General features: G+C 53.2%; 12 protein-coding genes, 4 tRNA genes and 1 other RNA gene. 15 read left to right on the top strand and 2 right to left on the bottom strand.

Going from position 1 to position 14,514, the window contains the following annotated elements:
• The first annotated feature begins 385 nt into the window (after window positions 1-385).
• Together murB and birA are read left to right on the top strand one after the other, a co-directional pair.
• On the top strand, window positions 386-1,423 hold the full coding sequence (murB, locus tag EKL15_RS22850; RefSeq protein WP_049272022.1) for a UDP-N-acetylmuramate dehydrogenase: 1,038 nt from the start codon (window positions 386-388) through the stop codon (window positions 1,421-1,423).
• Complete coding sequence (gene birA / locus EKL15_RS22845; protein WP_033636716.1) at window positions 1,420-2,382, top strand: bifunctional biotin--[acetyl-CoA-carboxylase] ligase/biotin operon repressor BirA; 963 nt, start codon at window positions 1,420-1,422, stop codon at window positions 2,380-2,382. The genes murB and birA overlap by 4 nt, the downstream gene beginning before the upstream one ends.
• A 45-nt stretch (window positions 2,383-2,427) precedes the next feature.
• Here birA and coaA read toward each other — a convergent pair whose 3' ends face one another.
• Both coaA and EKL15_RS22835 read right to left on the bottom strand, forming a co-directional pair.
• Window positions 2,428-3,378 carry a type I pantothenate kinase gene (gene coaA / locus EKL15_RS22840; protein WP_033636718.1) on the bottom strand — a complete coding sequence of 317 codons (951 nt, stop codon included), beginning with the start codon at window positions 3,376-3,378 and terminating at the stop codon, window positions 2,428-2,430.
• Window positions 3,379-3,597: 219 nt separating this feature from the next.
• Window positions 3,598-4,146, bottom strand: coding sequence for a GNAT family N-acetyltransferase (locus EKL15_RS22835; RefSeq protein WP_060441478.1), 549 nt, complete (start codon window positions 4,144-4,146; stop codon window positions 3,598-3,600).
• Window positions 4,147-4,542: 396 nt separating this feature from the next.
• On the opposite strand from EKL15_RS22835, the gene EKL15_RS22830 reads away from it, so the two are divergent.
• The 13 genes from EKL15_RS22830 (at window position 4,543) to rpoB (ending at window position 14,496) form a co-directional block, all read left to right on the top strand.
• A tRNA-Thr gene (locus EKL15_RS22830) sits at window positions 4,543-4,618 on the top strand.
• Window positions 4,619-4,643: 25 nt separating this feature from the next.
• A tRNA-Tyr gene (locus tag EKL15_RS22825) sits at window positions 4,644-4,728 on the top strand.
• A 46-nt stretch (window positions 4,729-4,774) separates the two neighbouring features.
• Window positions 4,775-4,890: non-coding RNA, RtT sRNA (locus EKL15_RS22820), on the top strand.
• 36 nt (window positions 4,891-4,926) lie between these two features.
• Window positions 4,927-5,001, top strand: a tRNA-Gly gene (locus EKL15_RS22815).
• Between the two features lie 6 nt (window positions 5,002-5,007).
• A tRNA-Thr gene (locus tag EKL15_RS22810) sits at window positions 5,008-5,083 on the top strand.
• A gap of 109 nt (window positions 5,084-5,192) precedes the next feature.
• On the top strand, window positions 5,193-6,377 hold the full coding sequence (gene tuf, locus EKL15_RS22805; protein ID WP_015376315.1) for an elongation factor Tu: 1,185 nt from the start codon (window positions 5,193-5,195) through the stop codon (window positions 6,375-6,377).
• Window positions 6,378-6,637: 260 nt separating this feature from the next.
• Window positions 6,638-7,021, top strand: a complete 384-nt coding sequence (secE, locus tag EKL15_RS22800; protein WP_004929916.1) for a preprotein translocase subunit SecE — start codon at window positions 6,638-6,640, stop codon at window positions 7,019-7,021.
• A 1-nt stretch (window position 7,022) separates the two neighbouring features.
• Complete coding sequence (gene nusG / locus EKL15_RS22795; protein WP_004929914.1) at window positions 7,023-7,568, top strand: transcription termination/antitermination protein NusG; 546 nt, start codon at window positions 7,023-7,025, stop codon at window positions 7,566-7,568.
• 165 nt (window positions 7,569-7,733) lie between these two features.
• Window positions 7,734-8,162: a 50S ribosomal protein L11 gene (gene rplK, locus EKL15_RS22790; protein ID WP_015376316.1), complete on the top strand. Its 429-nt coding sequence runs from the start codon at window positions 7,734-7,736 to the stop codon at window positions 8,160-8,162.
• 3 nt (window positions 8,163-8,165) lie between these two features.
• On the top strand, window positions 8,166-8,870 hold the full coding sequence (gene rplA, locus EKL15_RS22785) for a 50S ribosomal protein L1 (protein WP_019456443.1): 705 nt from the start codon (window positions 8,166-8,168) through the stop codon (window positions 8,868-8,870).
• Window positions 8,871-9,208: 338 nt separating this feature from the next.
• The gene (gene rplJ / locus EKL15_RS22780) at window positions 9,209-9,706 is read left to right on the top strand and encodes a 50S ribosomal protein L10 (RefSeq protein ID WP_004929905.1); all 498 of its coding nucleotides are present in this window, start codon (window positions 9,209-9,211) and stop codon (window positions 9,704-9,706) included.
• Between the two features lie 63 nt (window positions 9,707-9,769).
• On the top strand, window positions 9,770-10,135 hold the full coding sequence (gene rplL / locus EKL15_RS22775; protein WP_004929903.1) for a 50S ribosomal protein L7/L12: 366 nt from the start codon (window positions 9,770-9,772) through the stop codon (window positions 10,133-10,135).
• Between the two features lie 332 nt (window positions 10,136-10,467).
• On the top strand, window positions 10,468-14,496 hold the full coding sequence (rpoB, locus tag EKL15_RS22770; RefSeq protein WP_004929900.1) for a DNA-directed RNA polymerase subunit beta: 4,029 nt from the start codon (window positions 10,468-10,470) through the stop codon (window positions 14,494-14,496).
• Window positions 14,497-14,514: the final 18 nt, after the last annotated feature.

The raw sequence follows: 14,514 nt of genomic DNA, 5'->3' as shown, positions 1-14,514 counted from the left end.
CTGCCAGGCATCAAACAAAGCAAAAAGCCCTGAACGTCAGTTCAGGGCTTTTTGCTATGCGTAAAATAAATATCCTGACTGTATCTATTACTTTGAAAAATACCTTTTTGGCATATGTAGCTTAGTCTTATAAGGAAGCATAATGTTTTTTGTCGGGGAAATAGCCAGATCAATATATAATTGATAGCTTCAGATTATTATTTAAATAATAAAAATGCCTATTTATTAATATGTTGATGAGAATTATCCGGTTATATCAAAGATAAATCTTAATTCTTCAGTGTATTATTCGATAAATTTCACGTTAATTAAAACAAATATTAGCCAGACGCCTCGAATCGAGTAGACTAGGCGAAAGATTATTTCCGTATAGGTACTGAACGTTATGTCTACTGAAAGCGCGTCTTTAAAAAACCACAATACGTTTGCGCTCCCGGTCAACGCAGCGCACCTGATCATAGCCGATAGAATTGAGCAGATGCTCAAGGTTTGGCAACAAACGCGCAAGCGTCAGGAGCCGCTGCTGATTCTCGGTGAAGGTAGCAACGTGCTGTTCCTGGAGGATTTTTCGGGCACGGTCATGGTCAATCAGCTAAAGGGTATCGACGTCCGGGAAGATAGTGATGCCTGGCATCTCCACGTCAGCTCCGGTGAGAATTGGCATGATCTGGTGCAATATACGCTGCAGGCCGGGATCTGCGGTCTGGAGAACCTGGCGTTGATTCCTGGATTGGCCGGCTCCGCGCCTATCCAGAACATCGGCGCCTACGGCGTCGAATTGAAAGACGTTTGCGAGTATGTCGACCTGCTGGATTTCTCTACCGGCGCTATCGATCGCATTCCGGCTGCCGAATGTGGTTTCGGCTACCGGGAAAGTATTTTCAAACACCGTTTCCAAACCGGACATGTCATTGTCGGGCTGGGTTTACGCCTCAACAAACAGTGGCAACCCAAATTGAGCTACGGCGATCTTGCTAAGCTGGATCCCGCTACGGTGACGCCGCTTCAGGTATTTGAATCCGTATGCGCCATGCGCCGCAGCAAGCTGCCCGATCCGCGTGAAACCGGCAATGCCGGCAGCTTCTTCAAGAATCCGCTGGTGAACGCAGAGAAAGCCGCAGAACTCATCGCCAAATATCCTGGCATACCGCATTATCCGCAGCAGGATGGCCAGGTGAAGCTGGCCGCCGGCTGGCTTATCGACCAATGCGAGCTGAAAGGATATCGTCTCGGTGGTGCTGCGGTACACCGCCAGCAGGCGCTGGTGCTGGTGAACATCGACAACGCCCACAGCCAGGATGTGGTGGCGCTGGCGCGCCATGTACGCAAGACGGTGGCCGATAAATTTGGCGTCTGGCTGGAGCCTGAGGTGCGTTTTATTGGCGCGACCGGTGAGCTGAATGCCGTGGCGGTGCTGTCATGAAAGATACCAAGGTTCCGTTAAAACTGATCGCGCTGCTGGCCGACGGCGAATTCCATTCCGGGGAACACCTCGGTGAGTCACTCGGCATGAGCCGTGCTGCGATCAATAAGCATATTCAAACCATTCGCGAGTGGGGGCTGGATGTTTTTACCGTGCCTGGCAAAGGTTACAGCCTGCCTGGTGCCATCCAGCTGTTGGAAGCCGAGCGTATCCTCAGCCTGCTGGAAGACAAGCGTGTAAGCGTGTTGCCGGTGGTCGATTCCACCAACCAATACTTGCTGGACCGCATCGCCGAATTGCACTCCGGTGACGCCTGCGTCGCTGAATACCAACAGGCGGGGCGTGGGCGCCGCGGGCGGCAGTGGATCTCGCCATTCGGCGCTAATTTATACCTGTCGATGTTCTGGCGCTTGGAGCAAGGCCCGGCGGCGGCAATGGGGCTTAGCCTGGTGATCGGGATGGTGATGGCGGAAGTTCTGCAGCGTCTCGGTGCGGCAGACGTGCGCGTTAAGTGGCCTAACGATCTTTATCTGAACGATCGTAAACTGGCGGGGATCCTGGTCGAACTGACGGGAAAAACCGGCGATGCGGCTCAACTGGTCATCGGTGCCGGCATTAACCTGGCGATGCGGGATACCAACGCCAGCGCCATTACCCAGGGCTGGATTAACCTGCAGGAAGCGGGAATTCAGATCGATCGCAATGAGCTGGCTGCAACCCTGCTCAATGAGCTGCGTCAGTCGTTGAAACAGTTTGAGATAGACGGACTGGCGCCATTTATCGGTCGCTGGCGTACCCTGGATAACTTTATCGACAGACCGGTCAAGCTCCTGATTGGCGAGCGGCAGATTGTGGGCATCGCCCGAGGTATCGATTCGCAGGGGGCGCTACTACTGGAACAAGACGGAGAGATAAAACCCTTCATCGGCGGGGAGATATCACTGCGCAGTGCGGAATAGTTAGAGAAAGGGGGACGGCAACGTCCCCTGAATCGATCGGTAGGCTTACTTTCTTAAACGCACGCTTTCAACGGCGTGGTTAGCGCTTTTGGTCATGATCAGGCTGGCTCTCTCGCGCGTAGGCAGTATATTCTGCTGCAAATTCAATCCGTTAATTTCATTCCACAATTGCGTGGCGATATTAATCGCTTCCGGTTCCGGCAATTTTGAATAGTGATGGAAATAAGAATCGGGATTGGAAAATGCGCCCTGACGGAATTTCAGGAAGCGATTGATATACCAGCTTTGCAATAGCGTCTCCGGGGCATCAACATATATAGAGAAGTCGACAAAATCGGAAACGAATACGCGATGCGGATCGTGAGGGTAATCCATACCGCTTTGCAATACGTTAAGCCCTTCCAGGATCAGAATATCCGGCTGCTCGATGACTTTATTGCCCTCGGGCACAACGTCATAGATCAAATGGGAATAAACCGGGGCGGTGACGCGTTTGGCGCCGGATTTCACTTCCGACACGAATTTCACCAGGCTATGCATATCGTAAGACTGCGGGAAGCCTTTTTTCTTCATCAGGCCGCGTTCGTTCAGCACCTTATTTGGATGCAAGAAACCGTCGGTCGTGATCAGCTCAACGCTGCGGTGTTCCGGCCAGCGGCTCAGCAGTGCCTGCAACAAGCGCGCTGTTGTGCTCTTACCGACGGCTACGCTGCCGGCGATGCCGATGACATAGGGAATTTTTTGCCCGTCGGTGCCGAGGAATTGCTCCAGTACCGCCTGCCGCCGCAGGTTGGAGCTGATATAGAAGTTCAACAGTCGTGACAGCGGCAGATAAATCTGCGCAACTTCTTCCAACGAGAGATCTTCGTTAATCCCTTTCAGTTTAACGATCTCTTCTTCCGACAACGTCAGCGGCACCGAATCTCTCAACGCAGCCCATTGGGTACGATCGAACTGTAGGTAGGGCGTTGCTAAAGATTGATCTCTTTTTATCATAAGCCAAATTCTGCCTGTTAACGCAGGTTGGGAAAGGCGCCGGACGCCAGCTCCAGAGAATAAACAAGCTGCATATTATAGACAGCTTCGTTTTTGGCGTAGACTTTTTTCGCAAAAGTTGTCGATAGGCAGCAGTTTATGTCAATTGTGCGAAGCGGCGCGCAGTTGATAAAGCGGGGTTGCAAGGCGGTATCATCGGGGCCGGATACCGCCTGAAGGCTAGCTGGCGATGGCGCGCGAAGGTTGGTTCACGGCGAACAGGCGTTTGTAATAAATAACGGTTGGATGGTAATGCCCATCGGGCCCTGCCGCATAATCCGGTAGCTCGCCCAAACAGCGATAACCCAGGCTGCGATAAAGCGCTTCTGCTGCCGAACCGGCCTGCGTATCCAGGTACAATAGCCCGCGCTGCTGTTGCAGTGCCGCGTGCTCCAGTGACTTCATCAGCGCCTGACCTACGCCGTTTCGGCGAGCGCGGCTATGCACCAACAGCTTCACTACCTCCGCACGATTACGGCCGTTCGGCTTCTGGCAGAGCTCGAGTTGCACGGTGCCAACGACGCCGCGCTCGTCACGGGCAATCCACAGCAGCAGTTCACCTTTGGCCAAGGCCGGCCGCAGACTGTGGAAGTAGCTTTCGGCGTCTTCGTGAGGGATTAAGGTGTCGTAACCGACAGAAGCGCCGTGCGTGACGGCATCGGTCAACAGGCGGGCCAATTCATCGCGGTAAATCGGTAGCGTAGCGGCGTTGATAGGCACTATTTTCATCGGTCATTCCTCCTGGGATGGGGGTAATGAAGAGAAGCAATAACTGAGCCACAGCGGCGAAAGGCATGGCGACGGCAAAAGGGCGAGGGATCAGTGTAGCCCACGCCGCAGTCCGGGGCAGGTATCCCCTTTTTGGTGCATCGATCCCGCTCACAGTTTACCTGCGCGGGTTAAGTGTTTTGAGAAACCCGACACGGAGAAAGCGGCGCTCAAGGCTTGCAAAAAGTGGATAAAATTGTAGAGAATGATTGCCGCGAGTGATGAATGTTTGCACGCCGCAGGCTGCGAATTGCATGACAGTATGCAAAATTGACTGATTTATGAGCGAAAGTGCGCGTAAAGCAATTTTTTTGTTGCATAGGTCGCCCGCTCTACCTAGAATGCGCTGCACTTGATGCCGGCTTAGCTCAGTAGGTAGAGCAACTGACTTGTAATCAGTAGGTCACCAGTTCGATTCCGGTAGCCGGCACCATTCAAGTCACAAGTAGTTAAAATCTGGTGGGGTTCCCGAGCGGCCAAAGGGAGCAGACTGTAAATCTGCCGTCACAGACTTCGAAGGTTCGAATCCTTCCCCCACCACCAAATCTTGCCTTCGGCGATTAACTGAGATGCGATAAATACCGCAACGGTTGATGGCGGGAGGAGAGGGCGAAAGCCTTCGGCAAGGTTCGAGCTGTGCAGCGCAAGGCGCAGCCGGCCCGAAGGATGCGAGCCGAGTGATGAACAATCCTGCTCCATCCCAAAATTCTACAGAAAAATCAGGTAGCCGAGTTCCAGGATGCGGGCATCGTATAATGGCTATTACCTCAGCCTTCCAAGCTGATGATGTGGGTTCGATTCCCACTGCCCGCTCCAAGATGTGCTGATATAGCTCAGTTGGTAGAGCGCACCCTTGGTAAGGGTGAGGTCGGCAGTTCGAATCTGCCTATCAGCACCACTTCTTAATTTCTCGCCCCCTGATTTTCTTTCTGTTCTGGATTCAACGAGCAAATGCTTGGTTGATGTGGTGATACCACCGATTTATCCGTGTCTTAGAGGGACAATCGATGTCTAAAGAAAAGTTTGAACGTACAAAACCGCACGTTAACGTCGGTACTATCGGCCACGTTGACCACGGTAAAACTACCCTGACTGCAGCGATCACTACCGTACTGGCTAAAACCTACGGCGGTTCTGCACGTGCTTTCGACCAGATCGATAACGCGCCAGAAGAAAAAGCTCGTGGTATCACCATCAACACCTCTCACGTTGAGTATGACACCCCGACTCGTCACTACGCGCACGTTGACTGCCCAGGGCACGCCGACTACGTGAAAAACATGATCACCGGTGCTGCTCAGATGGACGGCGCGATCCTGGTAGTAGCAGCGACTGACGGCCCAATGCCTCAGACCCGTGAGCACATCCTGCTGGGTCGTCAGGTTGGCGTTCCTTTCATCATCGTATTCATGAACAAATGCGACATGGTTGATGATGAAGAGCTGCTGGAACTGGTAGAAATGGAAGTTCGCGAACTGCTGTCCGCGTACGACTTCCCAGGCGACGACCTGCCAGTAATCCGTGGTTCCGCGCTGAAAGCGCTGGAAGGCGAAGCTGAGTGGGAAGCGAAAATCATCGAACTGGCCGAAGCCCTGGACAGCTACATCCCAGAGCCAGAGCGTGCGATCGACAAGCCGTTCCTGCTGCCAATCGAAGACGTATTCTCCATCTCCGGTCGTGGTACCGTTGTTACCGGTCGTGTTGAGCGCGGTATCATCAAAGTTGGCGAAGAAGTTGAAATCGTTGGTATCAAAGACACCGTTAAGTCTACCTGTACTGGCGTTGAAATGTTCCGCAAACTGCTGGACGAAGGCCGTGCTGGTGAGAACGTAGGTGTTCTGCTGCGTGGTATCAAGCGCGAAGAAATCGAACGTGGTCAGGTACTGGCTAAGCCAGGCTCTATCAAGCCACACACCCAGTTCGAATCTGAAGTGTACATCCTGAGCAAAGATGAAGGTGGTCGTCACACGCCATTCTTCAAAGGCTACCGTCCACAGTTCTACTTCCGTACCACTGACGTGACCGGCACCATCGAACTGCCAGAAGGCGTAGAGATGGTAATGCCAGGCGACAACGTGAACATGGTTGTCACCCTGATTCACCCAATCGCGATGGACGACGGTCTGCGTTTCGCAATCCGTGAAGGCGGCCGTACCGTTGGCGCAGGTGTTGTTGCTAAAGTTATCGCTTAATCGCTGATAAAGTTTGACGCGACACGCGGTAAAAGGGCATCATTTGATGCCCTTTTTCTACGCTGTGAACTAGAACCTATCTCATCAGCGATTTTGCAGTCATAATCATTGGTGAGATGGGCTCTTAAACCGTATTGACTGAAATACGTCATAGCGTAAAACACCGGGATAGCGCTGAAGCGGTATCCGATCGGTTTGGTTTGCCTCGCAATGCGAGGCAAAGTTGTTTGTTCTGAATCATCATTGTGACAGGTTGGTTTATGAGTGCGAATACCGAGGCTCAAGGGAGCGGACGCGGCCTGGAAGCGGCAAAGTGGCTGATCGTCGCCGTTCTGTTGGTTGTGGCTATTGTCGGTAACTATTACTACCGTGATTTAAGCCTGCCATTGCGCGCGCTGGCAGTTGTGCTGATCATCGCCGTTGCAGGTGCAGTGGCTCTGATGACCACCAAAGGCAAAGCCACCGTTGCGTTTGCCCGCGAAGCGCGTACCGAAGTACGTAAAGTGATTTGGCCAACTCGTCAGGAAACGCTACACACCACGTTGATCGTTGCCGCGGTAACCGCCGTGATGTCACTGATTCTGTGGGGGCTGGATGGTATTCTGGTCCGTCTGGTGTCGTTTATTACTGGCCTGAGGTTCTAAAATGTCTGAAGCTCCAAAAAAACGTTGGTACGTCGTTCAGGCGTTTTCCGGTTTTGAAGGTCGCGTAGCACAATCGCTGCGTGAACACATCAAACTGCACGATATGGAAGAGCTGTTCGGCGAAGTGATGGTGCCTACGGAGGAAGTGGTTGAAATCCGTGGCGGCCAGCGTCGCAAGAGCGAGCGTAAGTTCTTCCCTGGCTACGTGCTGGTGCAGATGGTGATGAATGACGCCAGCTGGCACCTGGTGCGCAGCGTACCGCGCGTCATGGGGTTCATCGGCGGTACGTCTGACCGTCCTGCGCCAATCAGCGATAAAGAAGTTGATGCGATCATGAACCGCCTGCAGCAGGTTGGTGACAAGCCGCGTCCGAAAACGCTGTTCGAACCGGGCGAGCTGGTGCGCGTCAACGACGGCCCGTTTGCCGATTTCAACGGTGTGGTCGAAGAAGTCGATTACGAGAAGAGCCGCCTGAAAGTTTCCGTTTCCATCTTTGGCCGTGCAACGCCGGTGGAACTGGACTTCAGCCAGGTTGAGAAAGGCTGATCGAATAATCAGCAATGAGTGGCGCGTTGCCGCTTGTCAAAGGCGCGAAATTGAACTACAATTTCGCGCCTTTTGTTTTTAGATGCCTTGCCTGATGCATGTTGGGCGGGGTGAAACACGGGGAGCCTCTTACGAGGCGATACTACCCAAACCGAGGAAATTTAAATGGCTAAGAAAGTACAAGCCTACGTCAAGCTGCAAGTTGCAGCTGGTATGGCGAACCCGAGCCCACCAGTGGGTCCAGCTCTGGGTCAGCAGGGCGTTAACATCATGGAATTCTGTAAGGCATTCAACGCTAAGACTGACAGCGTTGAAAAAGGTCTGCCGATTCCGGTTGTTATCACCGTTTATTCTGATCGCTCCTTCACTTTCGTTACCAAAACCCCGCCAGCAGCAGTTCTGCTGAAAAAAGCGGCTGGTATCAAGTCTGGTTCCGGTAAGCCGAACAAAGACAAAGTAGGTAAAGTGACCCGTGCTCAGGTACGTGAAATCGCAGAAACCAAAGCTGCGGACATGACTGGTTCTGACGTTGAAGCGATGACTCGCTCCATCGAAGGTACCGCTCGTTCCATGGGCCTGGTAGTGGAGGATTAAGAGATGGCTAAGCTGACCAAGCGCATGCGCGTGATCCGTGACAAAGTTGATGCTACTAAACAGTATGACATCACTGAAGCTGTTGCTCTGCTGAAAGAGCTGGCCACCGCTAAATTCGTAGAAAGCGTTGACGTTGCCGTTAACCTCGGCATCGACGCTCGTAAATCTGACCAAAACGTTCGTGGCGCTACCGTTCTGCCACACGGCACCGGTCGTTCCGTTCGCGTTGCCGTATTTGCCCAAGGCGCTAACGCTGAAGCAGCGAAAGCTGCCGGCGCAGAGCTGGTAGGTATGGACGATCTGGCTGACCAGATCAAGAAAGGCGAAATGAACTTCGACGTTGTTATTGCTTCCCCGGATGCAATGCGCGTTGTTGGTCAACTGGGCCAGATCCTGGGTCCACGCGGCCTGATGCCAAACCCGAAAGTGGGTACTGTTACTCCGAACGTTGCTGAAGCAGTGAAAAACGCTAAAGCAGGTCAGGTTCGCTACCGTAACGACAAAAACGGCATCATCCATACCACTATCGGTAAGGTTGATTTCGACGCAGACAAATTGAAAGAAAACCTGGAAGCCCTGCTGGTTGCGCTGAAAAAAGCAAAACCTTCTCAGGCGAAAGGCATGTACATCAAGAAAGTTAGCCTCTCCACCACCATGGGTGCTGGCGTTGCTATCGATCAGAGCGGTCTGTCTGCTGCAGCGAACTAATCGCATTTGCGATTATCGCTTTGACTTGGGGCCAAGATTTGTCTAGAATCTTATGCCCCAAGGTTTTGCTATTGGCTATGCCGTAGGCAAAACAAAGATTTTTCGGTTGGAGCCTGGCCTATCCAGGCCTCCGTCCAAGACCGCAGGTGTATCGCAAGATACTTAATCCTTCCTGCGTAGACGGTGACAGAGCCTAAGAAAATTTTTCTTTTTTATAAAAGAATGTCTTTGCTGGATTCTGCTCACCGTGTTAAGCCGCTCGGCGTGGCGTTTTACAAAGCGCCGAGTGAAGTGAGTTCCGGGGGATTTTCCCCGGCTAATCCAGGAGCAAAAAGCTAATGGCATTAAATCTTCAAGACAAACAAGCGATTGTTGCTGAAGTCAGCGAAGTAGCCAAAGGCGCGCTGTCTGCGGTTGTTGCGGATTCCCGCGGCGTTACCGTAGATAAAATGACTGAACTGCGTAAAGCAGGTCGTGAAGCTGGCGTTTACATGCGTGTTGTTCGCAACACCCTGATGCGTCGCGTAGTTGAAGGCACTCCATTCGAATGCCTGAAAGACACGTTTGTCGGTCCTACCTTGATTGCATTCTCTCACGAACACCCGGGCGCTGCTGCTCGTCTGTTCAAAGAGTTCGCGAAAGCGAATGCAAAATTCGAGGTTAAAGCTGCGGCCTTTGAAGGTGAGCTGATCCCAGCGGCGCAAATCGACCGCCTGGCGACGCTGCCAACTTACGAAGAAGCGATCGCACGCCTGATGGCAACCATGAAAGAAGCCGCTGCCGGCAAACTGGTTCGCACTCTGGCTGCAGTACGCGATCAGAAAGAAGCGGCGTAAGCCACTCTTTCTTAGCCTTTGCTAACGTATTTAAACTATTTCTGAATTTTAGGAACAATTGTTATGTCTATCACTAAAGACCAAATCCTGGAAGCAGTTGCCGCTATGTCCGTAATGGACGTTGTTGAACTGGTTTCCGCTATGGAAGAAAAATTCGGCGTTTCTGCTGCTGCTGCTGTAGCTGTTGCTGCTGGCCCAGCTGAAGCTGCTGAAGAGAAAACTGAATTCGACGTTATCCTGAAAGCTGCAGGCGCTAACAAAGTTGCTGTTATCAAAGCAGTACGTGGCGCTACCGGCCTGGGTCTGAAAGAAGCTAAAGACCTGGTTGAATCTGCTCCAGCCGCTCTGAAAGAAGGCGTGAGCAAAGATGACGCAGAAGCTCTGAAAAAATCTCTGGAAGAAGCTGGCGCAGAAGTTGAAGTTAAATAAGCCAACCTTTCCGGTTGCAGCCTAGTCTTTTAGGCTGATGGCTGGTGACTTTTTAGTCACCAGCCTTTTTGCGCTGTAGGGCGCCAGTAGCGTTTCACACTGTTTGGCTGCTGGTTTCGCCTCCCAATGTTTGTTTCTATTGACGACTTAATATACCGCGGTCTTTGCACTACCAGGAGTTCTGGGGGAAGACGCGATGAAATGGTTTAAGCGTGATAGCAAGAGACATTGCGGAAAGTGTTCCCGCTTTCCGGTCGACAAAACGGTGTTGCATGAACTGTCCCTAATCGGACGGACAGATTGGGTCACTGATCAGCGAGCTGAGGAACCCTATGGTTTACTCCTATACCGAGAAAAAACGTATTCGTAAGGATTTTGGTAAACGTCCACAAGTGCTGGACATACCATATCTCCTTTCTATCCAGCTTGACTCGTTCCAGAAGTTTATCGAGCAAGATCCAGAAGGGCAGTACGGCCTTGAAGCCGCATTCCGTTCTGTTTTCCCTATCCAGAGCTACAGTGGCAATTCGGAGCTGCAATACGTTAGCTACCGTCTTGGTGAGCCGGTCTTCGACGTCAAAGAGTGCCAGATCCGTGGTGTGACGTTCTCTGCACCGCTGCGCGTAAAACTGCGCCTGGTTATCTATGAGCGCGAAGCGCCTGAAGGTACGGTCAAAGACATCAAGGAACAAGAAGTCTACATGGGCGAAATTCCGCTCATGACCGAAAACGGCACCTTTGTGATCAACGGTACTGAGAGGGTTATCGTATCTCAGTTGCACCGTAGTCCTGGCGTATTCTTCGACAGCGATAAGGGTAAAACCCACTCCTCGGGTAAAGTGCTGTACAACGCACGTATCATCCCTTACCGCGGTTCATGGTTGGACTTCGAGTTCGATCCGAAAGACAACCTGTTCGTGCGTATCGACCGTCGCCGCAAACTGCCTGCGACCATCATTCTGCGCGCGCTGAACTACACCACTGAACAGATCCTCGACCTGTTCTTTGACAAGATCGTCTTCGAAATCCGCGACAACAAGCTGCAGATGGAGCTGGTGCCAGAGCGCCTGCGTGGTGAGACCGCTTCGTTCGATATCGAAGCCAACGGCAAAATCTACGTAGAGAAAGGCCGTCGCATCACCGCTCGTCATATCCGTCAGCTGGAAAAAGACGACATTCAGAGCATTGAAGTACCGGTAGAGTACATCGCGGGCAAAGTGGTCGCGAAAGACTATATCGATACCAATACCGGCGAACTGATCTGCGCAGCCAACATGGAGCTGTCGCTGGATCTGCTGGCCAAGCTGAGCCAGTCCGGCCACAAGCGCATCGAAACGCTGTTCACCAACGATCTGGATCACGGCGCGTACATCTCTGAAACGCTGCGTGTCGATCCGACCAACGATCGTCTGAGCTCGCTGGTAGAAATCTACCGCATGATGCGCCCTGGTGAGCCGCCAACGCGCGAAGCTGCCGAAAGCCTGTTCGAGAACCTGTTCTTCTCCGAAGACCGCTACGATCTGTCCGCGGTGGGTCGCATGAAGTTCAACCGTTCTCTGCTGCGCGACGAGATCGAAGGTTCGGGCATCCTGAGCAAAGACGACATCATCGAAGTGATGAAGAAGCTCATCGATATCCGTAACGGCAAGGGCGAAGTGGACGATATCGACCACTTGGGCAACCGTCGTATCCGCTCCGTCGGCGAAATGGCCGAGAACCAGTTCCGCGTAGGTCTGGTGCGTGTTGAGCGTGCGGTGAAAGAGCGTCTGTCTCTGGGCGATCTGGATACCCTGATGCCTCAGGACATGATCAACGCCAAGCCGATTTCGGCGGCGGTGAAAGAGTTCTTCGGTTCCAGCCAGCTGTCCCAGTTCATGGACCAGAACAACCCGCTGTCCGAGATCACGCACAAGCGTCGTATCTCCGCACTGGGCCCGGGCGGTCTGACCCGTGAGCGCGCCGGCTTTGAAGTTCGAGACGTACACCCGACCCACTACGGTCGCGTGTGCCCAATCGAAACGCCGGAAGGTCCAAACATCGGTCTGATCAACTCCCTGTCCGTGTACGCACAGACTAACGAGTATGGCTTCCTGGAAACCCCGTACCGCCGCGTGCGTGACGGCGTGGTGACCGATGAAATCAACTACCTGTCTGCTATTGAAGAAGGCAACTTCGTTATCGCCCAGGCGAACTCCAACCTGGATGAAGAAGGCCGCTTCGTAGAAGACCTGGTCACCTGTCGTAGCAAAGGCGAATCAAGCCTGTTCAGCCGCGACCAGGTTGACTACATGGACGTATCCACCCAGCAGGTTGTTTCCGTTGGTGCTTCACTGATTCCATTCCTGGAACACGATGACGCCAACCGTGCATTGATGGGTGCGAACATGCAACGTCAGGCCGTACCAACCCTGCGCGCTGACAAGCCGCTGGTCGGTACCGGTATGGAACGCGCTGTAGCGGTTGACTCCGGCGTAACCGCCGTTGCCAAACGCGGCGGTGTGATCCAGTACGTGGATGCTTCCCGTATCGTTATCAAAGTTAACGAAGACGAGATGTACCCGGGCGAAGCAGGTATCGATATTTACAACCTGACCAAGTACACCCGTTCTAACCAGAACACCTGCATCAACCAGATGCCGTGTGTGAATCTGGGTGAGCCAATCGAGCGCGGCGACGTGCTGGCGGATGGCCCATCGACAGACCTGGGCGAACTGGCACTGGGCCAGAACATGCGCGTAGCGTTCATGCCTTGGAACGGCTACAACTTCGAAGACTCCATCTTGGTCTCCGAGCGCGTGGTGCAGGAAGATCGCTTCACCACCATCCACATTCAGGAACTGGCGTGCGTGTCTCGCGACACCAAGCTGGGGCCTGAAGAGATCACCGCCGACATCCCTAACGTGGGTGAAGCTGCGCTCTCCAAGCTGGATGAATCCGGTATCGTGTATATCGGTGCTGAAGTGACCGGCGGTGACATTCTGGTCGGTAAGGTAACGCCTAAAGGCGAAACCCAGCTGACGCCGGAAGAGAAACTGCTGCGTGCGATCTTCGGTGAGAAAGCGTCTGACGTTAAAGACTCTTCTCTGCGTGTACCGAACGGCGTTTCCGGTACGGTTATCGACGTGCAGGTCTTCACCCGCGATGGCGTGGAAAAAGACAAGCGCGCGTTGGAAATCGAAGAGATGCAGCTGAAGCAGGCGAAGAAAGACCTGACGGAAGAACTGCAGATCCTGGAAGCCGGCCTGTTTGCACGTATCCACGCGGTGCTGGTTGCCGGTGGCATCGAAGCCGACAAGCTGAGCAAGCTGCCGCGCGATCGCTGGCTGGAACTGGGCCTGACCGACGAAGAGAAGCAAAACCAGCTGGAGCAGCTGGCTGAGCAGTACGACGAACTGAAATCCGACTTCGAGAAGAAGCTGGAAGCCAAGCGTCGTAAGATCACTCAGGGCGACGATCTGGCGCCGGGCGTGCTGAAAATCGTCAAGGTTTATCTGGCCGTTAAGCGTCAGATCCAACCGGGTGACAAGATGGCGGGCCGCCACGGTAACAAGGGTGTTATCTCCAAGATCAACCCGATCGAAGATATGCCTTACGATGAAAACGGCACGCCGGTAGACATCGTACTGAACCCGCTGGGCGTACCATCACGTATGAACATCGGTCAGATCCTGGAAACCCACCTGGGTATGGCTGCGAAAGGTATCGGTGAGAAGATCAACCAGATGCTGAAGCAGCAGCAGGAAGTGGCCAAGCTGCGTGAGTTCATCCAGAAGGCCTACGATCTGGGCGACGACGTTTGCCAGAAAGTTGACCTGAACACCTTCAGCGACGACGAAGTGCTGCGTCTGGCAGAGAACCTGAAAAAAGGTATGCCGATCGCAACGCCGGTGTTTGACGGTGCGAAAGAGACTGAAATCAAGAAGCTGCTGGAAATGGGCGGTATCCCGACCTCCGGTCAGATCACGCTGTTCGATGGCCGTACCGGTGAGCAATTCGAGCGCCAGGTTACTGTCGGCTATATGTACATGCTGAAACTGAACCACTTGGTTGACGATAAAATGCACGCCCGTTCAACCGGTTCTTACAGCTTGGTTACTCAGCAACCTCTGGGTGGTAAAGCGCAGTTCGGTGGTCAACGCTTCGGTGAGATGGAAGTGTGGGCACTGGAAGCATACGGCGCGGCTTATACCCTGCAGGAAATGCTCACCGTTAAGTCGGATGACGTTAACGGCCGTACCAAGATGTACAAAAACATCGTGGATGGCGACCACCGGATGGAGCCAGGCATGCCGGAATCCTTCAACGTACTGTTGAAAGAAATCCGCTCGCTCGGCATCAACATCGAACTGGAAGACGAGTAATCGTCATTCCGGCTCAGG

Origin of the sequence: Serratia sp. 4542 (assembly GCF_016805595.1) — a bacterium.
GTDB classification, from domain to species: Bacteria; Pseudomonadota; Gammaproteobacteria; order Enterobacterales; family Enterobacteriaceae; genus Serratia; species Serratia nevei.
The sequence above is the reverse complement of the archived record's forward strand: the minus strand, read 5'-3'. Positions and strand labels throughout refer to the sequence as shown.